This is a genomic window from Pectobacterium parvum, from assembly GCF_020971565.1.
Taxonomy (GTDB): Bacteria; Pseudomonadota; Gammaproteobacteria; order Enterobacterales; family Enterobacteriaceae; genus Pectobacterium; species Pectobacterium polare.
Window position 1 is genome coordinate 1,002,501 of sequence record NZ_CP087392.1, and the last position, 24,460, is coordinate 1,026,960.

19 protein-coding genes are annotated in these 24,460 nt (G+C 52.0%); 7 read left to right on the top strand and 12 right to left on the bottom strand.

The genetic code is table 11. The features are described 5' to 3' along the window. Positions 1-23 precede the first annotated feature (23 nt). The 3 genes from LOZ86_RS04495 (at position 24) to LOZ86_RS04505 (ending at position 1,733) form a co-directional block, all read left to right on the top strand. Complete coding sequence (locus LOZ86_RS04495) at positions 24-341, top strand: PTS sugar transporter subunit IIB (protein ID WP_039488005.1); 318 nt, start codon at positions 24-26, stop codon at positions 339-341. A gap of 133 nt (positions 342-474) precedes the next feature. Further along, the gene (locus tag LOZ86_RS04500) at positions 475-1,242 is read left to right on the top strand and encodes an FCD domain-containing protein (RefSeq protein WP_039470182.1); all 768 of its coding nucleotides are present in this window, start codon (positions 475-477) and stop codon (positions 1,240-1,242) included. A 2-nt stretch (positions 1,243-1,244) separates the two neighbouring features. Continuing rightward, a complete protein-coding gene (locus LOZ86_RS04505; RefSeq protein WP_039488004.1) occupies positions 1,245-1,733 on the top strand; it encodes a GNAT family N-acetyltransferase in 489 nt (162 codons plus the stop codon). 43 nt (positions 1,734-1,776) lie between these two features. Here LOZ86_RS04505 and LOZ86_RS04510 read toward each other — a convergent pair whose 3' ends face one another. Next, on the bottom strand, positions 1,777-3,432 hold the full coding sequence (locus LOZ86_RS04510; protein WP_039488003.1) for a methyl-accepting chemotaxis protein: 1,656 nt from the start codon (positions 3,430-3,432) through the stop codon (positions 1,777-1,779). Between the two features lie 623 nt (positions 3,433-4,055). On the opposite strand from LOZ86_RS04510, the gene aas reads away from it, so the two are divergent. From aas to LOZ86_RS04525, 3 genes are read left to right on the top strand one after another with little or no spacing between them, the layout of a single operon-like run. Then, on the top strand, positions 4,056-6,227 hold the full coding sequence (aas, locus tag LOZ86_RS04515) for a bifunctional acyl-ACP--phospholipid O-acyltransferase/long-chain-fatty-acid--ACP ligase (RefSeq protein ID WP_039488001.1): 2,172 nt from the start codon (positions 4,056-4,058) through the stop codon (positions 6,225-6,227). Next, entirely contained in the window at positions 6,224-7,453 is a 1,230-nt protein-coding gene (gene lplT / locus LOZ86_RS04520) for a lysophospholipid transporter LplT (RefSeq protein WP_230242895.1), read from the top strand. Before aas ends, lplT begins: the two co-directional genes overlap by 4 nt. A 40-nt stretch (positions 7,454-7,493) precedes the next feature. Continuing rightward, a complete protein-coding gene (locus tag LOZ86_RS04525; protein WP_039487998.1) occupies positions 7,494-7,949 on the top strand; it encodes a GNAT family N-acetyltransferase in 456 nt (151 codons plus the stop codon). 248 nt (positions 7,950-8,197) lie between these two features. Here LOZ86_RS04525 and LOZ86_RS04530 read toward each other — a convergent pair whose 3' ends face one another. From LOZ86_RS04530 to LOZ86_RS04575, 10 genes are all read right to left on the bottom strand, one after another. Beyond that, on the bottom strand, positions 8,198-9,322 hold the full coding sequence (locus LOZ86_RS04530) for an Ig-like domain-containing protein (protein WP_230242897.1): 1,125 nt from the start codon (positions 9,320-9,322) through the stop codon (positions 8,198-8,200). Between the two features lie 15 nt (positions 9,323-9,337). After that, on the bottom strand, positions 9,338-10,492 hold the full coding sequence (locus tag LOZ86_RS04535) for an Ig-like domain-containing protein (protein ID WP_161546800.1): 1,155 nt from the start codon (positions 10,490-10,492) through the stop codon (positions 9,338-9,340). 15 nt (positions 10,493-10,507) lie between these two features. Then, positions 10,508-11,359, bottom strand: coding sequence for an Ig-like domain-containing protein (locus LOZ86_RS04540; RefSeq protein WP_230242898.1), 852 nt, complete (start codon positions 11,357-11,359; stop codon positions 10,508-10,510). Then, a complete protein-coding gene (locus LOZ86_RS04545) occupies positions 11,356-15,489 on the bottom strand; it encodes an Ig-like domain-containing protein (protein ID WP_230242899.1) in 4,134 nt (1,377 codons plus the stop codon). The genes LOZ86_RS04540 and LOZ86_RS04545 overlap by 4 nt, the downstream gene beginning before the upstream one ends. Positions 15,490-17,068: 1,579 nt before the next feature. Then, on the bottom strand, positions 17,069-18,205 hold the full coding sequence (gene hemW / locus LOZ86_RS04550; RefSeq protein WP_039486306.1) for a radical SAM family heme chaperone HemW: 1,137 nt from the start codon (positions 18,203-18,205) through the stop codon (positions 17,069-17,071). Beyond that, positions 18,198-18,791, bottom strand: a complete 594-nt coding sequence (gene rdgB, locus LOZ86_RS04555) for an RdgB/HAM1 family non-canonical purine NTP pyrophosphatase (protein WP_039486304.1) — start codon at positions 18,789-18,791, stop codon at positions 18,198-18,200. Before rdgB ends, hemW begins: the two co-directional genes overlap by 8 nt. Positions 18,792-18,822: 31 nt before the next feature. Further along, complete coding sequence (yggU, locus tag LOZ86_RS04560) at positions 18,823-19,113, bottom strand: DUF167 family protein YggU (RefSeq protein ID WP_010279110.1); 291 nt, start codon at positions 19,111-19,113, stop codon at positions 18,823-18,825. After that, on the bottom strand, positions 19,110-19,664 hold the full coding sequence (locus LOZ86_RS04565) for a YggT family protein (RefSeq protein ID WP_039486302.1): 555 nt from the start codon (positions 19,662-19,664) through the stop codon (positions 19,110-19,112). Before LOZ86_RS04565 ends, yggU begins: the two co-directional genes overlap by 4 nt. Before the next feature lie 49 nt (positions 19,665-19,713). Continuing rightward, positions 19,714-20,535, bottom strand: a complete 822-nt coding sequence (gene proC / locus LOZ86_RS04570) for a pyrroline-5-carboxylate reductase (RefSeq protein ID WP_039486319.1) — start codon at positions 20,533-20,535, stop codon at positions 19,714-19,716. A 75-nt stretch (positions 20,536-20,610) separates the two neighbouring features. Next, the gene (locus LOZ86_RS04575) at positions 20,611-21,324 is read right to left on the bottom strand and encodes a YggS family pyridoxal phosphate-dependent enzyme (RefSeq protein ID WP_039486301.1); all 714 of its coding nucleotides are present in this window, start codon (positions 21,322-21,324) and stop codon (positions 20,611-20,613) included. A gap of 20 nt (positions 21,325-21,344) precedes the next feature. Here LOZ86_RS04575 and LOZ86_RS04580 point away from each other — a divergent pair, with 20 nt between their 5' ends. Next, entirely contained in the window at positions 21,345-22,361 is a 1,017-nt protein-coding gene (locus LOZ86_RS04580) for a type IV pilus twitching motility protein PilT (RefSeq protein WP_039486299.1), read from the top strand. Here LOZ86_RS04580 and LOZ86_RS04585 read toward each other — a convergent pair. Next, the gene (locus LOZ86_RS04585; RefSeq protein WP_039486297.1) at positions 22,330-24,162 is read right to left on the bottom strand and encodes a sensor domain-containing diguanylate cyclase; all 1,833 of its coding nucleotides are present in this window, start codon (positions 24,160-24,162) and stop codon (positions 22,330-22,332) included. The two genes, LOZ86_RS04580 and LOZ86_RS04585, sit on opposite strands and share 32 nt — an antisense overlap. Positions 24,163-24,460 lie beyond the last annotated feature (298 nt).

Here is a 24,460-nt window from a genome sequence, read left to right on the forward strand (position 1 = left end):
ATAACCAAAATGAGGAACGGAATATGAAAAGAATCGTACTGGCCTGCTCAGCAGGAATGTCGACCTCACTGGTGGTCACCAAGATGGAGAAGGAAGCGGAAACGCGGGGAATGGAACTGAAGATCTACGCGATCCCAGAACAAAATTTGCGGGATGAGTTACAGGAGTTCGGCTGCGACATTATTGCGGTTCTGCTGGGGCCGCAGGTGCGCTTCAAGCTTAACGAAAATAAAAAGCTGACGGATAGCTACCAGATTCCTATCGCGGTGATCGACCCGGTCGCCTACGGCACATTAAATGGCGCAAAAGTACTGGATCAGGCGCTGAGTTTGGTAAACTAATGCCCCACCGCCACGTCAGTACGTGGCTGGAGACGTGCCCGTCATCATTCAAGTTGCAGCTGAGGTATGACGGGCAAAATCAGAGCGGGCCTGACGCCCGCACTCAGGGCGAAAGTGCATGTAGGGTGAAAGCGTGGCGAAGGATGTGGTTCTGCAAGAGAAGAAGCAATATCAGGAAATCGGCTGTGATTTACGCCAGAAGATTCAGTCAGGGGATTATCCCGTCGGATCGCGCCTTCCTCCTGAACGAAATATTGCGGAAACCTATGGCGTTAGCCGGACGATAGTGCGCGAAGCGCTACTGATGCTTGAGTTGGAAGGCACAGTCGATATTCGTCAAGGCTCCGGGGTTTATGTCTTGCGTATTCCTGATGAAGATGACGCGGCAGACGGTGGCAAAAATCATATCGGCGCGTTTGAAATGCTACAGGCTCGCCAACTGCTGGAAAGCAATATTGCGGCGTTTGCGGCACGTATGGCAACGCGTGCGGATATCGAAAACCTGCGTAAGACGCTGGAACAAGAGCAGGCCGCGATTGCCGGAAAAGATTACCGTGGCGATTTCGATCGCCTGTTCCATCTGCAAATTGCCGGTGCGACGCAAAATCAGATGCTGCTGGAAACGGTCAGCAATATCTGGGCGTGCCGTGACGATAATGCGCTCTGGCAGCAGCTTTATACGCACGTCGGGACGCAGGGCTATCGCCTGAAATGGCTGGCGGATCATCAGGCCATTCTGGCGGCGCTGCGGCGTCGCGATGTGTCAGGTTCTTATCAGGCTATGTGGCAGCACCTCGAAAATGTCAAAAATACGCTAATGGAAATCTCTGACGCCGATGCGCCGGAGTTTGACGGCTATTTGTTTGATTCTGTGCCAATTTTTCAGGGGAAACTGGTGTAAAGATGGCGGGTATTTCTAGCGTGAAGATTGTTTATCTGGCGGATCATCCTCAGCATCAAGAGCAGGTGATTGACTGGATATGGCAGGCGTTCGGCAGCCAGAACAGCCGTGAATTCTTTGCAAGCGTGGTGCGTAATAGCCTGAACCCGGCGGCGCTGCCGCTGACGTTTATCGCGCTGGAGGACGAGCGTTTAGTCGGGACGGTAGGGCTCTGGCGCTGCGATTTAATCAGCCGACAGGATCTGACGCCCTGGCTGGCATCGCTGTACGTGGAAGAAAGCCAGCGTGACAAAGGGCTGGGCATCGCACTGCAACAGCACGTACTGGATTTCTGCCGCCGTCAGGGCTTTGACGATCTCTACTTGTTCGCCACGTTTAGCGGCTATTACGAAAAACACGGCTGGCGTTACATCGGCGACGGGCTGGACTACCCAGACAAAGCCGTGCGCCTGTATCACCAGCCGCTGTCGGTTGTCTCTTATCCTGCATGAGTATGTGACTAAGAGACAGCAGACCCGAGAAGTATCGGGAGCGTCAGAACGATGTCCAATCCCCGTCACCCGTTGAGGTACTACTCTTCCCCGGTGCTGCTAGCGCAGGTTTTAGGGTTAACGACGGCGCTGCCACTGGGGGACGGGCGTTCTGATGGCTGTTGCCCAAGCGGAACTGACTGACCGTCTCGGCTAGCTGTGCAGCCTGTTGCTGTAGTGACTGCGTCGCGGAAGACGCTTCATTCACCAGTGAGGCATTCTGTTGGGTCGTCACTTCCATCTGGTTCACCGCAACGTTCACTTGCTCAATGCCCATCGTCTGTTCATTGCTGGCAGAACTGATCTCTCCAACCAAATCGCTGACCTTGCGCACGCCGTTGACGATATCCTGTATTGATGCCCCTGCCTGTACCACCAGTCGGTTGCCCGCTTCCACGGTTTGAACGGAACGATCGATCAGCTCTTTGATTTCTTTGGCAGCAGAGGCGCTGCGCTGTGCCAGACTGCGCACTTCACTGGCGACCACGGCGAAACCGCGACCTTGCTCGCCTGCTCGTGCGGCTTCTACGGCGGCATTTAACGCCAGAATGTTGGTCTGGAACGCGATACTGTCGATGACGCCGATGATATCGACGATCTTCTTCGATGACGAGTCGATCGCGCCCATCGTCTCCACCACTTCAGTCACCAACTGTCCACCCGACTGCGCTTGTTGCGTAGTCGATTGTGCCAGTTGGTTGGCCTGACGGGCGTTATCGGCATTCTGTCTAACCGTCGAGCTTAACTGCTCAATGGACGCTGCGGTTTCCTGTAGCGCGCTGGCTTGTTCTTCTGTACGGCTGGAAAGGTCGATATTGCCTGCGGCAAGCTGTGAAGATGCGCCAGCGATGGATTCGGAACCCTGACGAACTTCGCCAACGATAGCGCGCAGACGTACCGTCATGTCTTGCAGGGCGTGCAGCAGTTGGGCTGCTTCGTCACGCCCTTCAGGTTGCACGTTATGTGTCAGATCGCCTGCCGCGACGGCCTGTGTCGCACGGACGGCATGCGCCAGTGGCTGCACGATACTGCGGGTGAGTATCCAGGCGATCAGGACGCCGATGATGGCGCTCAGCACGCCCGTGATGGCAAGGATGAGATCGCCACGGCTTGCGCCCGCGCTGATGTCTTGTCCCATTTTGTCGATACTGGCACGCTGGTGATCGCGCAGTGCTTCGACGCTTGCCAGATAGTCCTTGGACGCTGGGACGAAGTCGTTGTCGAAAAGGGTTCTGGCACGCTCAAAATTACCCGCACCTTTTTCCGTGATAATGGCATCGCGCTTTTCGAGATAGACCTGACGATATTCGCCGACTTTGTCGAATAAGGTTTTTTCTTCGGGCGTGGAAATCAGGCTGGTAAACTGTTCTTGTCGCTTGCTGTTTTCTTTACTGACACGTTCGTTTTCTGCGGTAAATAGCTCTACCAGTGAATCGTCATTGCTACGTGCTACCGCCATACCACGCTGGATACCAGCAACGAGTGCGGCATGCCAGTCTGATGCCAGTCGCTCTTTGCGCAGCGGCTCTTGCATCATCTGTTGTGTACTGCTGGACACTCGGTTGAGTTGATAGATGCCGCTGGTCAACATGACCAGCGAAAGTGCAATAAGCAGGCCAAAGCCGCCGGCCAGTCGGGTACCTATTTTGTAGTTTTTCATTATTCGTTACACAAACCTGGTTAAATTCAGCGTCTGCCCCATGCAGACGCAGCGATCATACCCTTTACTGTCTGATTGATCCTGTTGAAAAAGTGGACTAATACCCCTGTATTTGAATGGTCACTTATCCATAAAAAATCAGGAAGTGTGATCTGACGATAAAATGATGGAAATAGGATACGGGGAGAAAAGGCATCTTTGAGGGTAAATAGCGGCATTTGTATGGTTAAAGAACGGCTGCCTTACATGATTCACCAGAATCTTACAGTTGGTTGCACTTATAGAATAACTCTTTCGATTCATCGCTGGTGATGAGAGGTGACGATCTTTAGAGTTACAAGTCCCAGAGGTATTGATTGGTGATATGCCGATGTACTCTGTACATTGGAATCATTTGATTACACCAACCTACGCGGATGCGTAGGTTTTTTTTTGCCTGAATTTCCCGCTTTCGTTATTTCCAGCCATTTTAAGGCGATGTGAATGCTGTGCCGTCGGCAATCTTCGCGTTCAGCCGCGTACCCGTCGCTTGAAGTATGGTGCATATGTAGTATTTTGACGTATCGCTTGGTGGTTTTTGCGCTTCAGCAAGCTGCCCGTTTATCTGTCTATTGGGAGAAGGCATGATTCATACCCTGTTACGTTGGGTGTTCCAGCGTCTGTACCGCATCCGGATCGAGGGCGACAGCAGCCAGTTTCAGCAATCCAAATTGCTCATTACCCCTAATCACGTCTCATTCCTTGATGGCGTTTTGCTGGCGTTATTCTTACCGATAAAACCCGTCTTTGCCGTGTACTCCTCCATTTCCGATCGCTGGTTTATGCGCTGGCTGAAGCCTTATATCGATTTCGTGCCGTTAGATCCCACTAAGCCTCTGGCAATCAAAGGGCTGATCAAGGTGATCGAACGCGGCCAGCCCGTCGTGGTTTTCCCGGAAGGGCGTATCAGTGTAACCGGATCGCTGATGAAGATTTACAGCGGCGCGGCGTTTGTCGCGGCGAAATCCGGGGCAACGATCATTCCCGTGCGCATTGATGGCGCAGAATTGACGCCGTTTGGTCGGCTGGCGGGCGTCTTTAAACGCCACTGTCTCCCGCAGATTACGATCACCTATTTGCCCCCCACCACGTTGCCGATGCCGGTAGCCAGCAGTGCCAGAGAACGCCGCGCGCTGGCCGGTGAGCATTTGCACCAGATTATGATGAAGGCGCGGATGGATACGCGCCCGCAGCACACGCTGTATCAGGCCTTTCTGGCCGCGAGAACCCGTTACGGGCGCTCCTCCCCCAGCATTGCGGATATCTCATTCAATGAAGACAGCTATCAGGGCTTACTGAAAAAATCGCTGGGTGTGTCGCGCATTTTGCAGCGCTTCACCCGCGCCGATGAACATGTCGGCATGCTGTTGCCTAACGCGACCATTACCGCGGCATCCATCCTGGGTGCATCGCTGCGTAACCGTATTCCTGCCATGCTGAACTACACCGCTGGCGCGAAAGGGCTACAAAGTGCGATGAAAGCGGCGGGGATCAAAACCATCGTCACGTCTCGCCAGTTTCTTGAAAAGGGCAAGTTAACAGATCTACCGAAGCAGGTTAGCGAGGCCAACTGGGTCTATCTGGAAGATTTGAAAGACACGGTGACGCTGACGGATAAGCTGTGGATCCTGTTTCATCTGCTGTTTCCTGCCCGTGCGATGCTGCCGCAGAAGCCAGACGATGCGGCTATCGTGTTGTTTACGTCCGGTTCCGAGGGGAATCCGAAAGGCGTCGTGCATTCCCATGACAGCCTGCTGGCGAACGTTGAGCAGATTCGTACGGTGGCGGATTTCACGCCGCGCGACCGCTTTATGTCCGCGCTGCCGCTGTTCCATGCGTTTGGTCTGACGGTGGGGCTGTTAACGCCGCTGATGACGGGCGCTCGCGTGTTCCTCTATCCCAGCCCGCTGCACTATCGCATCGTGCCGGAGCTGGTTTATGACCAGAACTGCACCGTGCTGTTCGGAACGTCAACGTTCTTAGGCAACTACGCGCGCTTTGCCCATCCGTATGATTTCGCTCGTCTGCGCTACGTGGTGGCCGGGGCGGAAAAGCTGTCTGAAACCACGCGTCAGGTCTGGCAGGACAAATTTGGTATCCGCATTCTGGAAGGCTACGGCGTGACTGAGTGCGCGCCGGTGGTGGCGATCAACGTGCCGATGGCGACGAAAATTCATTCCGTCGGCAAGCTGTTGCCGGAAATCGAATCACGTTTGATTACGGTGCCGGGCATCACGCGCGGTGGCCGTCTACAGCTGCGCGGGCCGAATATCATGAAGGGCTATCTGCGGGTGGAAAACCCCGGCGTGCTTGAAGCGCCGGCGGCAGAAAATGCCCAAGGCGAGTTGCAGCAGGGCTGGTATGACACCGGTGATATTGTCGAGCTGGATGAAAGAGGCTTTTGCACCATCATTGGCCGCGTGAAGCGCTTTGCCAAGCTGGCAGGGGAGATGGTCTCGCTGGAAAGCGTAGAACAGCTGGCAGTGAAGATATCGCCGGAAGCACAGCATGCGGCCAGTGCGAAAAGTGACAGCAGTAAAGGCGAGGCGCTGGTGCTGTTTACGACGGACAACCAGATAACCCGTGACGCATTGCTTGCACAGGCACGCAGCAATGGCGTACCGGAACTGGCGGTGCCGCGCGATATTCGCTATGTGAAAGCCTTACCGTTACTCGGCAGCGGCAAGCCTGACTTTGTCACGCTGCGCCAAATGGCCGAAGAACCTGCAACTAACGCGTCGGAGCCGAATGCATGAGTCAACAGACTGAACCCGCGACGCCTTTGCTGTCGCGTAGTATGAGCGCGGTGATTATCGCGCAGTTCTTCTCCGCGTTTGGCGATAACGCGCTGCTGTTTGCCACGTTAGCGCTGATCAAACAGCTGGTGTATCCCGACTGGAGCCAGCCGTTTTTGCAGATTGGGTTTGTCGCCGCGTACATCATTCTGGCACCGTTCGTCGGGCAAATTGCGGACAGCTTCTCCAAAGGGCAGGTGATGATGTTCGCCAATACCCTGAAGCTGGCGGGCGCGCTGCTGATTTGCGTGGGCGGGAATCCGTTTCTGGGATACACGCTGGTGGGGATCGGTGCCGCCGCGTATTCCCCAGCGAAATACGGCATTTTGGGTGAGATCACGCGTGGCGGCCAGTTGGTCAAAGCGAATGGCCTGATGGAAGCCTCGACGATTGCGGCGATCCTGACCGGTTCAGTCGCAGGCGGCGTGCTGGCGGACTGGAACATTTACGGGGCACTGTCGGTTTGCGCGGTGGCTTACGGCATAGCGCTGGGGGCGAACATGCTGATTCCTCGTCTCAACGCGGCACGACCGGGACAGCCGTGGCATCCGGTGCAGATGGCGAGCAGCTTCTTTTCCGCCTGTCGGGTGCTGTGGCGCGATGGCGATGCCCGACTCTCGCTGATCGGCACCAGCATGTTCTGGGGCGCGGGCGTGACGCTGCGCTTTCTGCTGGTGTTGTGGGTGCCGCATGCGCTCGGCATCACCGACAATGCGACGCCGACGCTGCTTAACGCGATGGTCGCCGTAGGCATCGTGGCGGGTGCGGGGGCGGCCGCGAAGCTGGTGACGCTCGATAATGTACGGCGCTGCCTGCCTGCGGGGTTCCTCATCGGCGTGGTGGTGGTGATTTTCACGCTTCAGCACAATCTCATGAGCGCCTACTCTTTGCTGATTCTGCTAGGAGCGCTCGGTGGGTTCTTTATCGTCCCGCTGAATGCGCTGTTGCAGGAACGTGGGAAGGCCAGCGTCGGTGCGGGTAATGCGATCGCCGTACAGAATTTGGGTGAGAACGGCGCTATGCTGTTAATGCTGGGGCTCTATTCTCTGGTGGTAAAACTGGGTGTGTCGGTTATCGCCATCGGGATTGGCTTTGGCGTCTTGTTTGCGCTATCGATTGCGCTGCTGTGGGCATGGCTGATTCTGGCTAAGCGCCGCGATCGTTCCGTCGGCGCAGGTAAAGAATAAACGTATCGTGTAATGAACACATTGTGTAATGGGGAAAGGTATGAGTTTGATATGGCATGACTGGGATGTGGCAGACCTTAACGTGTATTCACTGCATGACATATTGGCGCTGCGCAATCAGGTATTCGTGGTCGAGCAAACCTGCCCCTATTTGGATATTGATGGCCGCGATCTGGTAGACGGCAATCGCCATATTACGGCGTACCGTGACGGCAAGCTGGCCGCCTGCGCCCGGCTGCTTGCTCCCCATCCGAACAACGATGTGGTAACGATTGGGCGCGTGATTGTCGCGCCGCATGCCCGCGGGCAACATCTGGGGCACCAGTTGATGGAACACACGCTGATCGCCTGCGCACGCCACTGGCCGCAAAAGCATCTTTTCCTGTCCGCGCAGGCTCACCTGCAATCGTTCTACGGCGCGTTTGGCTTTGTGGCGACCGGTGAGGAATACGACGAAGACGGCATTCCACATATTGATATGCTGTCGGCGTTCTGATGTACGGATTTCAAGCTAACTATAGGGCCAATCAACGAGCGGTATAAAAATCCGGAATCTCTGAAAGATTACGGATTTTTGTGTAACCGCTTAATCGCTAAATCACGCTTTAATTAAGTGGTCTTGGTTATGCTGAGAAAAACTTGTCTTTCGCCAGATACTGAATTTGATGCATTCCGCATCACGCCAAATCATCGTTTTTCTCCGCACCCACGTTGAGCTAAATCCTTTGCGGATTGGTGCGAAAATCAGCGCGGTATAATAAAAGTCGCCGTTGCGCTCTTGCCCACATCTTCCGTGTTGTTGCTCACTTTAGCAGTCACAATCATGTTGCCTTCGGTCTGGCTTGACAGTGTTGTACTGACTTGCCCTTTGCCATCGGTTTTGTCCTGTTCAGGGGTAAGCACGCCTCCGGTCGTGGTAAACGCCACATCGACATCCGGTACGGGATAGCCGCTACTGTTTTTCACAGTCGCAGTGACGGTGGTTTTCCAGGGCGGGTCTGCAACAATCGTGCGGGGGTGGACGCCCACGCTGGCAACAATGGCTGTGGTTAGATTGTCGATAAAAGTTACCGCTTTACTTTTCCCTATATCATTGGTTCCCGCTTTTGCTGTCACTGTGACCTCACCCATTTTTTCACTGGTTAGCCTGACGCTGGCCTGCCCGTTAGCGTTGGTAATGACCGTTTTCTGGCTGAGTGTTCCGCCAGTGGTGGTAAAGCTGACGCTGAGACCCGATACAAAATGCCCGTAACTATCCTTCACGGTGGCGGTAAAGGTGAGGGGGGTGAGGTTGTCTGCTGGTGCAATGTCGGGATTGGCCGCCAGAGTGTTTATTCCTGCCGTGGCTGCATCAGCGATAAAGGCCACCGTTGCACTTTTGCCAGCATCTGCCGCGTTGTTATTCACTTTGGCAGTGACGGTGGTATCGCCAATATTTGCGCAGGTCAGCGAGACTGTGGCTTCCCCATTAGTGTTGGTGGTGGTTGTTTGCTGGCTGAGCGTGCCGCCGGTGTTGGTAAAGCTGACATCGCTGTGCGCGACAGATTGACCGTTGCTATTCTTCACGATGGCAGTGAAGACAACAGGTGTGAAACCATTTGCCAGTGCGGTTTTAGTATCCGCCGTCAGGCTGGTGACAGTGTTTATGATAGTGTCGATCATAGTGTGCTCCATTTCTGTGGTAATGGTGATATCACCGCTGGGCGGCCAGAGAAATGGTAGCGGTCTGCTCGTGCTGGTGATATCTGATTTCTGGCTGAGTGTGCTGTAGATAACGGCAACGTTGGCATTGATGCTGGGTACAGGATAGCTGTGACTGTCCTGTACGGCGGTGGTGAAGAAAGTTGCAGGGATGAGGTTATCTGCCACCGCCGTTTTAGGGGACTACTCTGGATTGGGGATGGTTCTGACGATTTCTGGAACAAAGGTCACCGTTGTACTTCTTCCGATATCATTTGGGTTGCTGTCCACTTTAGCCGTAACGATGGCATTGCCAGGTGTGCTGCCGCTAAGATTGACTGTGGTTTGTCCGTTAGCCTTAGTGGTGGCTATTTTCGGACTGATGTTTCCGAGGGTGGTGGTAAAACGGACGTCTACATTCGGCACAAGATGGCCTCTGTCTTCCACTGTTGCGGTTATAGGGATGAGTCTAAAGTTGGCCGTTGTAGAGGATCCTTTTGGTGGCTGGATGTTGGTAACGGTGGTTGTGGCGATATCGGCAGTGAAGGATACCGTTGCGCTTTTGCCCTTATCAACCGCGTTGTCGCTCACTTTTGCTGTCACGATAATATCACCCATGTCTGCACTAGTTAGCTTGATGCTGGCCTGCCCGCTAGCATTGGTGCTGACTGTCGTTGGCTGACTGAGTGTTCCGCCAGTGGTGGTAAAGCTGACGCTGAGACCCGATACCAAATGCCCGTAACTATCCTTCACGATGGCGGTAAAGATGATGGGTGTGCGGTTGTCTGCTGGCGCAATGTCGGGATTGGCCGTCAGAGTGTTTACTTCGGCGGTGGCTGCATCGGCGGTAAAGGTTACCGTTGCGCTTTTGCCAGCATCAGTTGGATTGTTGCTTAGTTTGGCAGTAACGGTGATATAGCCAGTATTTGAGCTGGTCAACGAAACGGTGGCCTTCCCGGCAGCGTCGGTGGTGGTTGTTTGCTGGCTGAGCGTGCCGCCGGTGTTGGTAAAGCTGACATCGCTGTGCGCGACAGATTGACCGTTGCTATTCTTCACGATGGCAGTGAAGACAACAGGTGTGAAACCATTTGCCAGTGCGGTTTTAGTATCCGCCGTCAGGCTGGTGACAGTGCTTATGACAGTGTCGATCATAGTGTGCTCCATTTCTGTGGTAATGGTGATATCACCGCTGGGCGGCCAGAGAAATGGTAGCGGTCTGCTCGTGCTGGTGATATCTGATTTCTGGCTGAGTGTGCTGTAGATAACGGCAACGTTGGCATTGATGCTGGGTACAGGATAGCTGTGACTGTCCTGTACGGCGGTGGTGAAGAAAGTTGCAGGGATGAGGTTATCTGCCACCGCCGTTTTAGGGGACTACTCTGGATTGGGGATGGTTCTGACGATTTCTGGAACAAAGGTCACCGTTGTACTTCTTCCGATATCATTTGGGTTGCTGTCCACTTTAGCCGTAACGATGGCATTGCCAGGTGTGCTGCCGCTAAGATTGACTGTGGCCTGTCCGTTAACATCGGTGGTGACTATTTGTTGCGGGCTGATGTTTCCGTGGGTTGTGTCAAAACGGACGTTTGCATTCTCTACAAAATGGCCACTACTGTCTTTCACTGTTGCGGTTATAGAGATGAAGTTGAAACCTATCGCTGCAGTCGGGAATTCTGGCTCGATATCGGTCACGATGACGGCGGTGACATCTGCAGTAAAGGCCACGGTAGCGCTTTTGCCGGTGTCAGCTGCGTTGTTATTCACTTTGGCGGTGACAGTGATGTCGCCAATCGTTGCACTGGTGAGCGAAACGGTGGCCTCTCCGTTGGCATTGGTGATGGCCGTTGTCTGACTGAGCGTGCCGTCGGTTGTGGTAAAGCTGATGTCTGTATTTGGTACAAGGTGGCCGCTGCTGTCTTTCACCGTGGCGGTGAAGGTGACAGGTGTCATGTTATCTGCCTGTGCGGTGGTGATATCGGGCGTCAGGCTGGTCACGATGGCGGTGGTGACATCTGCAGTAAAGGCCACGGTAGCGCTTTTTCCGGCGTCAGCCGCGTTGTTATTCACTTTGGCGGTGACGAGGGTATCGCCAATCGTTGTATTGGTGAGCGAAACGGTGGCCTCTCCGTTGGCATTGGTAATGGCTATTGGCTGACTGAGCGTGCCGCTGCTGTTGGTAAAACCGACGTCTGCATTCGGTACGAGATTGCCGGTGTCAGCTGTCACTCGGTGACTGTGGCGGTAAATGTGATAGGCGTAAAATTATCTGCTATTGCGGTGGTGACATCGGGCGTCAGGCTGACAACGTTGGCGTTGATAAAGGCTACGGTAGCGCTTTTGCCGGTGTCAGCTGCGTTGTTATTCACTTTGGCGGTGACAGTGATGTCGCCAATCGTTGCACTGGTGAGCGAAACGGTGGCCTCTCCGCTGGCATTGGTGATGGCCGTTGTCTGACTGAGCGTGCCGTCGGTTGTGGTAAAGCTGATGTCTGTATTCGGTGCAAGGTGGCCGCTGCTGTCTTTCACCGTGGCGGTGAAGGTGACAGGTGTCATGTTATCTGCCTGTGCGGTGGCGGTATTCGGCATCATGCTGAAGACGACGACATTGGAGGTAAAGGCTACGGTAGCGCTTTTGCCGGTGTCAGCTGCGTTGTTATTCACTTTGGCGGTGACAGTGATGTCGCCAATCGTTGCACTGGTGAGCGAAACGGTGGCCTCTCCGCTGGCATTGGTGATGGCCGTTGTCTGACTGAGCGTGCCGTCGGTTGTGGTAAAGCTGATGTCTGTATTTAGTACAAGGTGGCCGCTGCTGTCTTTCACCGTGGCGGTGAAGGTGACAGGTGTCATGTTATCTGCCTGTGCGGTGGTGATATCGGGCGTCAGGCTGGTCACGATGGCGGTGGTGACATCTGCAGTAAAGGCCACGGTAGCGCTTTTGCCGGTGTCAGCTGCGTTGTTATTCACTTTGGCGGTGACAGTGATGTCGCCAATCGTTGCACTGGTGAGCGAAACGGTGGCCTCTCCGTTGGCATTGGTAATGGCTATTGACTGACTGCCGTTGGCCGACGTCTGCATTCGGTACGAGATGCCGAGGGTGTCCCTCACTGTGGCGGTAAATGATAGGCGTGAAATTATCTGCGTGCCGCTGCTGTTGGTAAAACCGACGTCTGCATTCGGTACGAGATTGCCGAGGGTGTCCCTCACTGTGGCGGTAAATGTGATAGGCGTAAAATTATCTGCTATTGCGGTGGTGACATCGGGCGTCAGGCTGACAACGTTGGCGTTGATAAAGGCCACGGTAGCGCTTTTGCCGGTGTCAGCTGCGTTGTTATTCACTTTGGCGGTGACAGTGATGTCGCCAATCGTTGCACTGGTGAGTGAAACGGTGGCCTCTCCGCTGGCATTGGTGATGGCCGTTGTCTGACTGAGCGTGCCGTCGGTTGTGGTAAAGCTGATGTCTGTATTCGGTGCAAGGTGGCCGCTGCTGTCTTTCACCGTGGCGGTGAAGGTGACAGGTGTCATGTTATCTGCCTGTGCGGTGGCGGTATTCGGCATCATGCTGAAGACGACGACATTGGAGATAAAGGCCACGGTAGCGCTTTTGCCGGTGTCAGCTGCGTTGTTATTCACTTTGGCGGTGACAGTGATGTCGCCAATCGTTGCACTGGTGAGTGAAACGGTGGCCTCTCCGCTGGCATTGGTGATGGCCGTTGTCTGACTGAGCGTGCCGTCGGTTGTGGTAAAGCTGATGTCTGTATTTAGTACAAGGTGGCCGCTGCTGTCTTTCACCGTGGCGGTGAAGGTGACAGGTGTCATGTTATCTGCCTGTGCGGTGGTGATATCGGGCGTCAGGCTGGTCACGATGGCGGTGGTGACATCTGCAGTAAAGGCCACGGTAGCGCTTTTGCCGGTGTCAGCTGCGTTGTTATTCACTTTGGCGGTGACAGTGATGTCGCCAATCGTTGCACTGGTGAGCGAAACGGTGGCCTCTCCGTTGGCATTGGTAATGGCTATTGGCTGACTGAGCGTGCCGCTGCTGTTGGTAAAACCGACGTCTGCATTCGGTACGAGATTGCCGAGGGTGTCCCTCACTGTGGCGGTAAATGTGATAGGCGTAAAATTATCTGCTATTGCGGTGGTGACATCGGGCGTCAGGCTGACAACGTTGGCGTTGATAAAGGCCACGGTAGCGCTTTTGCCGGTGTCAGCTGCGTTGTTATTCACTTTGGCGGTGACAGTGATGTCGCCAATCGTTGCACTGGTGAGTGAAACGGTGGCCTCTCCGCTGGCATTGGTGATGGCCGTTGTCTGACTGAGCGTGCCGTCGGTTGTGGTAAAGCTGATGTCTGTATTCGGTGCAAGGTGGCCGCTGCTGTCTTTCACCGTGGCGGTGAAGGTGACAGGTGTCATGTTATCTGCCTGTGCGGTGGCGACATCGGGTGTCAGGCTGGTTACTGCTGCTGAGTTTTCATTAGCAATTAGGCTAACATTTGCAGTCTGTAGTTTCTGTTCATTGATGGATGGTTGAATAGTCACTATTCCTATCTGAGAGCCAGCGGTTAGTGTTGAATGGTACACCCCAGCAGAGGATTCAGTAATCGTGCCTATATGGATATCTTTATTGGCCTCGATTTGGCGTTGTTGCATTGTATTAGCAGTAAAAATGGTGGAAAGCACGAGTTGGCTGGCAACACCGCTAACTGGGTTGTTGTTGTTATCTCGTAACGTTATCGCGATCAAACTCGTTGCTTGTCCGTCTGCGGGCAGGATATTTGGTGTTGCTGTTGTGGTTGAACGTGCTGCACTAATTTCTTGTTCATCCACTTTTATTTCGGTTACTGCCTGATTAGATTGATTACCTTCGACATCATAGGCGAAAGCCGTTAATTGATAATGGTTTGTATTATTCCCTCCTGAATGTTGATAGGGCGGCAATGTGATAGCAACGGTATTGATTGATGTGGGCGTGAGTTTTCCTCCTGCTGCTACCAGAGGAGCGGCACTCCACTCAATACGTTCAAGAGCGTGTTTTCCGGTGACGCTAGCCGTAACCGTAGCTGTGTCTCCTGTATTACCTTGAATACTTTCTGGCAAAGTGAGTTGAATTTCATCTTTTTTCTGGTAGTCCAGAACAATGTGATTATTACGCTCTACCAAATTGTATCGATTACCAGATACTACACGGTGAGTGGCTAGCGCTGATGGGCTGATGTGATATTGCCAAGAATTGCCAAAACTATAGTTTAGTTGGAGGCTAATGTTATTATCTTCTTGTCCCCCTTTGCCTGTTCGGTGTTCTGTACCTACTGTTAATAAAGGGAATGGCGTATAATTGACCCCAATAGTTGCGGCATAAGGATTCTTCTGTTGGTTTTCTTTACCAAATAAAGCAACATTTTCGCCGCGATACTTTTCATACATAAGCTTTCCTCCTATCTGTGGATAAGAGGGTAGATAAGCTTCAGCTCGAATATCATAACCGTCCGCTGGGCGTTCATTGTAACCGTTAAAATCTCTCGACTGATGCCAATCGGTAATACCGAAATAGCTATTAGCCGATAGCTTCAGATAGTCTGTCCAAGCCTCAGCTCCCAGACTAATTCGCCGGTTTTTTCCAGTAATGTCGTTATCAAGGAAGGAGTTAACACCATACATCCAATTGTTATTGAAGGTACGAAAACCTATGCCAACATTGACGGTGTTGCGACTATCTTTGTTTCTGGCGCCAAGTTGAGTAAATAACATGGCATCTTTCTGATCATAAAGTGGGATTAAAATATCGGCGGCACTACCGTCTAGTTTGTTATTGCTGTTGATTTTTACCCGTGCCGTGCCAAATTGGCTTAGCCATTGCTCTACAGAATGGTTGATTTGGTTCGTGGCAGTAGAACGAAGCATCCGTTCTCCAGATTTGGCTGCATTTTCATTAGATAATACAGTGGCGCCAGCATACACTTGGCCTGCCAGCTTTTTTTCTGTGTTAGCATCTGTATTTTTATTGTTTGTATTATCTACTGAAAATGGAGACTTCTTGTGGGGAACATCAATTTCCTCCCCGGCCTGAATATGGGAAAAGGTATGAGGAAAAAAACGCTGCTGGTTTAGCTGATGTAATTCATCCAATGTCAGGTTGTATTTTTTTGCGACAGATGATGCCGTTTCTCCTTTTTTTAGGGTATATGTTTCCGTGAATATTGTTTTTTTTTCTGTTTTATTAATGTCTGTTTGGCTGATGTTCACACGAGCAGTGGCTGGCGTGAAAGCGCTTAGTAATGGGAACATAAGTTGAACAATGATGTTCAGCCACGCTATTCGACGTAGGAATGCTGCTCCGGAATGAAATGGATTTCTCTTCATGATTGTCACCAATTTGTTGTTAATGTGTTAATGTGCTTGGGTTTGTTTTTGCATAGGGGGTGTCTTTTTTGTTATATTATTTTCTTGGGTGGTCAATTTTATTTTCTTTACAGAAAAATCTATAAAAAAAGGAAAAGAGCCATTATTTCTTTACTTTCCCCTCAAGTATTTCATGGGGGGTTTAATTGATTTTTCCTTTAAAATCAGATGTTTTTCATAATTAAAAGTATCTAATGAATAGAAACTATTATCATGCAGTACGTTGAGCAATGGTCTAGCTTCATGGCTCTGTTGTTTTGAATTCAACATTCAATATGCCAAAAAATAAAATGCAGTGCGTCCCCTTGCTTTTCGTTCAACCGAAGCAAGCGGAGGGTGGGGTAAGTGCTATGTCATTTATGATGTTATCTGTAACTCTTGTTACTGGTGGGGATTGATTACATCTAATGTATAATTTTCCGTAATTGATATTACTTTTACATGTAAGAAAATGTCCTGTGTATTTTTTAAAAAAAAATTTCTTCTCATTACTGACAACGTAGATGTTAACGATACAAAGCTAAACAAAGCTGAAACGGGTGAGCGATCGTTAAATAACATAATCCTTTCTCTGACATAATTTTTTATTGATAGTGTAATGTCATTACAGGACTTCTTTGAATAAAAGGTAAGTAAAACATTTATATAACAAATTACAGTGGAGGACATTTCTTTTTCCTCGAGGTTTTTGTTTTTTTCTTTTCCATGATTTTTTCTCGCTGAAAGCGAAAAGCATATTTTCTTTATTCACCAAAGGTGATCAGATGATTGTGACACTATCCTCAATACTCAATATATTGAAATGTTTATCTTTTTTTGTTAATTAATGAATCCTGTTATTTGAGCTTGTATCTATGTTCGACTTTGTGCTTAAAAGGCAGATTGAAATCTTAAGGTTATGTTTTTCATTGTTATTTTCTCTCATTGTATTTGCCGAATAAGTTCATGAGATGGTTATTTATCCTCGTTTATGAAATTACCTTTTAGTGTAGTCGTGGTGTTTTAAAAATGAATGTTTTTTTGTTAATTATTTTTTATTATTGTGTTTGTTACGTTAATAGCTTGATAATTTTATTTTTTTAATTATTTAATTGACTTATTATTTTATTGAAAATTATTATCACGTTAATTATTTTTATCCCGCTATTATCATTTCATAGTGTAGCTCATTGATGGGGTTTAATTATAGCGTGTTTTTTAAATATCGAGGTAAACTGGGAGGGATATCTGCTTTTGCGTAGAGTATATGTTCGACTTATGGCTGAGTACTCTGCGTAATTTGAATGTAACCTCATGATAAATCTATTTTAGGCGGCGCGATAGTGCTGCTTGAAAGGAAAGATTTATTGATGATGATTAATTATCAATAGGTTATATCTTTTGGTAGAGTCAATACACTTGATTTGAAATATAGCAGATTATAACTCACAGATAGAGGCGAAAAAAATATGCCCCCTATCATGCCATGTGAGAGTGTTTTTCTTGAGTGAACGGGTTATGTCCTTGTTTTCAGGTAAAGGTATGAATAATAATAGCGCTATTATGCATTAAGAAATAGCTCCAGCAGGGAGTTCAGGAACAGTTTGCCGTGTTCGGTGATTTGCCAGTATGTGGCGGTTTCCGTCAGGTAGCCTTGCGCCAGCGCTTGCTCCAACTGCGGGCGGATGCTGTGCTCTTCCAGACCGGTGTACGCCGTGAAATCCTCGCGCGGGGCGGCTTCCAGTAGGCGAAAGCGGTTCATGAAAAACTCAAAAGGCCGATCGTCGTTGGCAACGTCGTGTTGCTTATCCAGATACGTGCCCTGCATATAGCCACGAGGATGGCGGACTTTTACCGTGCGCAGAATACGGCCATCGCTGAAGGTCAGCTTACCGTGTGCCCCGCAGCCAATCCCCAAATAGTCACCGAAGCGCCAGTAGTTCAGGTTGTGCTGACACTGGTAGCCCGGTTTGGCATAGGCGGACGTTTCATATTGCTGGTAACCCGCCGCGCTCAGTAGCGCATGACCCTGCTCGTAGATGTCCCACAGCGCGTCGTCGTCCGGTAGCGTCGGCGGGCGCGAGCTAAACAGCGTATTGGGCTCGATAGTCAGCTGATACCACGATAAATGCGGCGGATTGAGCGCAATGGCCTGACGCAGGTCGTCCAGCGCTTCGTCCAGCGATTGATCCGGTAAGCCGTGCATCAGATCCAGATTAAAGCTGCGTAAGCCCAAACCGGTCGCCAGCTGCGCGGCGCGTTTGGCTTCGTCCGGGCCGTGAATACGACCAAGGCGCGTCAGCTTTTGCGGATCGAAACTCTGCACGCCGATGGAGATACGGTTAATGCCCGCGCGCTGATAGCCGCTGAAACGGTCGGCTTCAACCGTACCGGGATTGGCTTCCATCGTAATTTCGGCATCCGGCGTTAACGGAATTCTCGCCCGAACGCCGTCGAGCAGCGCCTGCATTGCTTCCGCGCTCAGCAGGCTGGGCGTGCCGCCGCCGATAAAGACCGAGTGCAGTTCACGACCGCTCGCTAGCGGCAAATCAGCATCCAGATCCGCCAGCAGATGATCGACATATTCCTGATGCGGCACGTCGCCTTTCAGCGCGTGAGAGTTGAAGTCGCAATACGGACACTTCTGTACGCACCACGGAATATGAATGTACAGGCTGAGCGGGGGAAGCTTAAGCATTGCGTAGCGCATCCAGCAACAGGCGCAGTGCCTGGCCGCGGTGAGACTGCGCGTTCTTCTCTTCACGCGTCAGTTCCGCTGCCGTTTTACCCAGCTCTGGCACGAAGAAGATCGGGTCATAGCCGAAGCCGCCGCTGCCCGCTGCTTCATGCGTCAGCACACCCTGCCAGCTACCGTGGCAGACAATCGGCGTCGGGTCTTCCGCGTGGCGCAGATACACCAGCACGCAGTGGAAGCTGGCTCGACGCTGTTCGTCCAGTACGTCTTTTAGTGTCAGTAGCAGCTTATCCAGATTTTGCTGGTCGCTGGCATCCACACCCGCGTAGCGTGCCGAGTAAATGCCCGGTGCGCCGCCCAGTGCATCGACAGCCAGACCGGAATCATCGGCAATGGCCGGCAGTCCCGTGATTTGCGCCGCATGACGTGCTTTCAGGATGGCGTTTTCGATGAAGGTCAGGCCGGTTTCTTCGGCGGAATCCACGCCCAGCTCGGTTTGAGCCACAATATCCAGACCGAAATCGGCCAGCAAGCTGGCGAGCTCGCGCACTTTACCGGGGTTTCCGGTAGCCAAAACCACTTTTTGCATTGTCATGTCCTGCGTATTTATTCAATCGTGTTTATTCAATGAAGTCCGCGACGTCAGCCGGGATGTGTTGCGGATGGGTAATTCTAATCTGTTTATGCCGCCCGAGTTCGCCTTTTTCAATCACGACCAGACTCTTGGCGACCCGAAACTGTTTGGCAAGAAATTTAGTCAGATGGGCATTGGCCTGCCCATCAACCGGTGGTGCGGTGATGGCGACTTTCAGTTCGTCGCCATGCAAACCCACGATCTGATCCCGGCTGGCTTTCGGCTGAATATACAGCCGAATCACCAGCGCATCGCCGTGGCGGGTAATGGCACTCACAGCAGGAACCACAGCCCCGGGAACAGGTCCATGCCCAGATAGTTGAGCATATACAGAATCAGAATCACGGCCATCGCGGAGAAATCAATGCCGCCCATAACCGGAATAACGCGGCGGAGCGGTGCCATTAGCGGCTCGGTCAACTGGTGCAGCAGGAACTCGATTGGGCTACGGCCCTGACTGACCCAGCTCATGATGGAACGGATGATGATGACCCAGAAGACTAGATAGCCCGCGGATTTAATCAGCGAAATCAGCCCGACCAGCAGGTTCATTGGGCTGAGGGAAATCGCGCCAACCTGAATCAACAGCAGTAACGGGTATTTGATCGTCGTGAGAATAAAGGCCAGCAGCAGCGAGGCGCTGTCAATCGGCCCTAACGACGGCAGAATACGGCGCAGCGGCCCGACAATCGGCTGGGTGATTTTGACGACAAACTGCGACAGCGGGTTATAAAAATCGCTGCGTGACCACTGCATCCAGATGCGCAGCAGCAGGACCATTACATAGAGGTCGACCAGCGTTTTGACCAGAAAAGTCAGGGTGAGCATAAGTACGTCTTTTCCTTAATAAGATAAAGAATCGGGGAATCCGCTTTGGTTAAAAAAGCGTTTCCATTTCCTGTGCGCGAGCAATTGCCGCCTGCATGGCTTCAGCCACGGTTTGCGTCAACTGCTGTTCGTTAAATACCCGCAGGGCTTCTGCCGTGGTGCCGCCCTTGGAGGTGACATTCTCCCGCAGGGTCGACAGCGGCGTATCTGGGTTGGCTTCAACCAGCGCGGCAGCGCCGGACGCAGCCTGCTGCACCAACAGGCGGGCCGTTTCCTGGCTGAACCCCTGACGGATAGCTTCCTGCTGCATCGCTTCCATAAACAAGAAGAAATAGGCCGGTGCGCTGCCCGCTGCGGCGATCACGCCGTTAATGCCTGATTCGCTATCCACCCAGCAAATTTTACCGACGCTCTGCATCAGCTGTGCGGTGAAGTCTTTATCAGCCTGATTGACGGAGGCGGGGGCATACATTCCGCTCATGCCTTTACCGACCAGAGACGGCGTGTTGGGCATAATCCGCACGATATTCAGCGGTTCGCCCAGCAGTGCCTGAAAACGGGCGATGTTGATGCCTGCTGCAATCGAGAGCACCAGCTTACCGCTGAAGTTGACCTGCTCACGCAGCGGTTCGCAAACTGTTGCCATCATCTGCGGTTTGACGGCCAGCACAATAACGTCCGCTTCCTGAGCGCAGCTGACATTGTCCGCGCTGCTGATCACGCCATACTGTGCAGCCAGCGCATCGCGGTTCTTACCCGAAGGCGCGCAGACGCTGATGTGTTGAGCGGGATAACCGCCATTGACCAATCCGGCGATAATGGCCTGCGCCATGTTTCCGGCACCAATAAACGCTATTTTACGTTGCTGCATCTGCATTATCGCTAATCACCTGTTCCGTTTGTATTCTGTCAAAGATGACGTGCCGTTCAGCGCGTACTCTGCTGTTTAGGTACCTTTTGCTGAATAGTCGCGCGCGCCAAAGATTGCCGTACCAATACGCACCAGCGTGCTGCCCGCGGTAATCGCCGCGCGCATGTCGTCCGTCATCCCCATAGAAAGTGTATCAATATGCGGATAATTTGCGGACAGCGTTTGCAACAGCGCGGCCATTTGTTTGAAAACAGCCAACTGCTGCTCGTAATCGGTTTCCGGTGCCGGAATCGCCATCAGGCCACGCAGACGCAGGTTGGGCAGTGCGGCGACGCTGGCGGCAAGCTCTGCCAATTCAGCGACCATAATGCCTGATTTGCTCGGTTCGCTGCTGATATTAATCTGCAACAGAACGTTTAGCGGTGGCAAGGTAGCTGGGCGTTGTTCACTCAAACGCTGTGCGATACGCAGGCGATCCACGGTGTGAAACCAATCAAAATTCTCGGCCACCAGTCGACTTTTGTTTGACTGTAGCGGGCCGATAAAGTGCCACTCTAACGGCGTGTCTGGGTGGTTTTTCTGGAAATAATGGATCTTCTCCACGCCTTCCTGAACATAGTTCTCGCCAAACGCTCGTTGTCCTGCCGCGATGGCTTCTTCGATCGCGCTCACAGGTTTGGTTTTACTGATTGCAAGTAGCGTAATTTCTTCTGGTGCTCGCGCGCAATGCGCAGCGGCAGTGGCGATTTGCTGCCGGATGTCCTGTAGATTCTGCTGGATTGTCGTCATGGTTATTCAGGAGGTTATCTATGGAGTTGGATGAGTGGATGGCGCGTAGTGTAAAACATAATGCCTCGGATCTGCACCTTTGTAGCGGTCACCCGCCAGTGTTGCGTGTGGACGGGCGGCTACAGCCTGAAAATACCTTACCACGTTTAACGCCGGAGCAGGTGGCACAATGGTGCGATGCCTGGCTCGAACCGGCTCAGCGCGAGCAACTGCGGCAGGCTGGGCAGGTGGACGGCGCGCTAATGCTGCCCGATGGGCAACGCCTGCGGGTGAATGTGTTTCGTCAGCGGGAAGGGTTGTCTGCGGCGCTGCGTATTATCCCGTCCGCTCAGCCTTCATTGGAAGCGCTACAGGCGCCACCCGTTCTATCGACGCTGTTGGAGAAACCGAACGGATTGATCCTGATTACCGGGGCGACGGGGAGCGGCAAATCCACGACGCTGGCGGCCATGCTTGGGGCATTAAACGATAGCAGCGATCGCCATGTGATAACGCTGGAGGATCCGATCGAGTTTATCCATGCCAGCCGACGCTGCCTGATTCAACAGCGGGAGATTGGTGCGCACAGCGCGTCGTTTGCACAGGCGCTACGGGCCGCATTGCGGGAGGATCCCGATGTCATTCTGCTGGGAGAACTGCGCGATACGGAGACGATTCGGCTGGCGCTGACGGCGGCGGAAACCGGTCATCTGGTGTTGTCGACGCTGCATACACGTAGCGCGTCGCAGGCAGTTGATCGTTTGGTTGACGTCTTTCCCGGTGAAGAGAAAGCCTATGTTCGCAGCCAGTTAGCTACCTGTTTGCAGGCCGCCGTGACGCAAAAATTATTACCCGCCGCACAAGGTGGGCGAATCGCACTGTATGAAGTGCTGACTGCGACTGCGGCAGTCAGTAACCTCATTCGGGAAGGGAAAACGCACCAGCTTCCCGGCCTGATTCAAACCGGAGCCGCTGCGGGAATGCAAACGTTCGAGCAAAGCTACCAGCAACGCTGTCGGGATGGGCTTACTTCACACAGTTGCGACCTTGCCGTTTAGCCGCATAGAGGTTTTCATCGGCTAACTGAATCCAGTCCTCAACGGACGCAAGATCGGAACGGTAGGCGGCAATGCCCGCGCTAATCGTGAAACGCAGATTCTGGCGATCGTATTCCAGCGTATGTTGCTCAATCGCTTGTCGAATACGTTCAATCGTTACCGCCGCCGTTTGGTAAGAGACGTCTTTTAACAGAATGATGAACTCTTCCCCACCGAGACGGGCGACCAGATCTTCCTGACGTAGCGACATGCGCATGAGCATCGCCAGCTCTTTGAGGACGGCATCGCCAGCCAGATGGCCGTATTGATCGTTAATGTTTTTGAATAAATCGATATCGATAATCGCCAGACAGCTTTTGTCCGTGTGCTGGTTTTGCTGTTTGAGGAGAAAAAAAGCACTAGCCTGCTCGAAGAAGCTGCTGCGATTCGGCAGTCCGGTAAGAAAATCATGTCCCGCGTTAAAACGCAGAGAGGCTTCTATCTGTGTGCGTTCATCCTCGAGCGAACGCGCGTGAATAATGATGCCGAGCGTTTTCACCAGCGGTGCCAAGAGCTCGATCATCGTTTGATCGTAACCTTCCCGGCGATTCGCCAGCGCGATCATCCCGATCGCTTTGTCGTTGTGGGTGATTGGAATCCCAAGCAGGGAATACAGCGCGGGATGGATAGGCGGGAGATCTCGGCCAGCCTTTTGCCTCAGCAGGTTGTTGGTGCACACCACTGTATTGTGGGTCACTACGTGGCCAAACAGGTTATCCAGCTTACGGAGCCTCAGGCCGCCGTGGATTCTGCGCTGGTGCCTGTACCAGTTCAGGGTTTCTTCATCCCAGGCAAGGTTGGAGATTGCGGGAAGATAGAGCGACTGGCCGTTTTCATCTTCCTGCAATGTGGCGATGAAGCCGAAGGTGCTGTTGGTGACGTTCAGCAGCCGCTCAAAGACTTTATCGCAGGCGGAAGGCAGATTGTGGTCAAGCAGAAAGCTGTCGTGGACTGACAGCAGGATATCGAGAATGATGCCTTGCTGATGGGCTTTCTTTTCGGTTTCGACATTTTGCGTGATGTTGTGAGCATATTTAATGATTTTTCTCACATTACCGTCGCTATCCATGACTGGGCTGTAGGTCGCCTGTATCCAGAATGAGTGATTGTCTTTGCCCAGTCGTTGGAAGCGGCCGCTGATGGGATGACCGCGATGCAAGGTTTCCCAGAATGTTTGGTAGTCGGCTTGTTCGGTATAGATGGGATCGCAAAGCGATTTGTGGTGCAAGCCGAGAATTTCTTTCTCTTCGTAGCCTGTCAGCATCAGGTAGTGTTTATTGGCGTGGGTGATATAGCCGTCTTTATCAAACTCGATCACGCCTTGCGAATTCTCAATCGCGTCTAGCTGTGCCCGATGATCCGACATCAGACGCTTTTCCTGCGTAATATCAAGCGCCAATTTTATGACGCCAACACGGCGACCCGAATGATCAATAATCGGGGTATAGGCGGCGTGGAGCCAAATGATGTCTCCTTTTTGGGTTTTCCGTTGGAATTCCCCTGCATTAATATTCCCTTTAATCACATCGTGCCAGAAATGGTCATGTTTTTGGCGCTGCGCTTCTGGCATAAAAAGCGTGTGGTTTTTCTGAATAATGTCTTCTTTTTTGTAGCCCAGCATTTTGCAAAAAAGAGGGTTGGCTTCAATCAGTTTCCCTGCCAGGTCGAATTCGGCGATGGCATAAACGGAATTGAATGCGTGCAGTTTGGCTTCATTGTCAAATCTGGTAATCAAATCAACATCAACTGACTGATTATTCATGTTTATATTTGCCTATATTCTTTCTGTCTTTACCCTTGATTCGCTGTTGTCAGAGGCATCCGTTTTATCATGATGCCGCCTGTGATGTTATCGGGTGATTGGCTGTCCCCTTTTTTTGTACGCGAAAATCAATAGGTCGAATTAATAAAATAGCGTGCTATTAATTAAATTAATAAATATTATTTAGAGATATAATTAATAGACTAAAACGCATGATGAATATTACCAATAAGAGACGTCTCTCATTGTCTTTTTATTCAATGTATTGCCGTAATTGATTTTTGCCGCTTTACGCAGA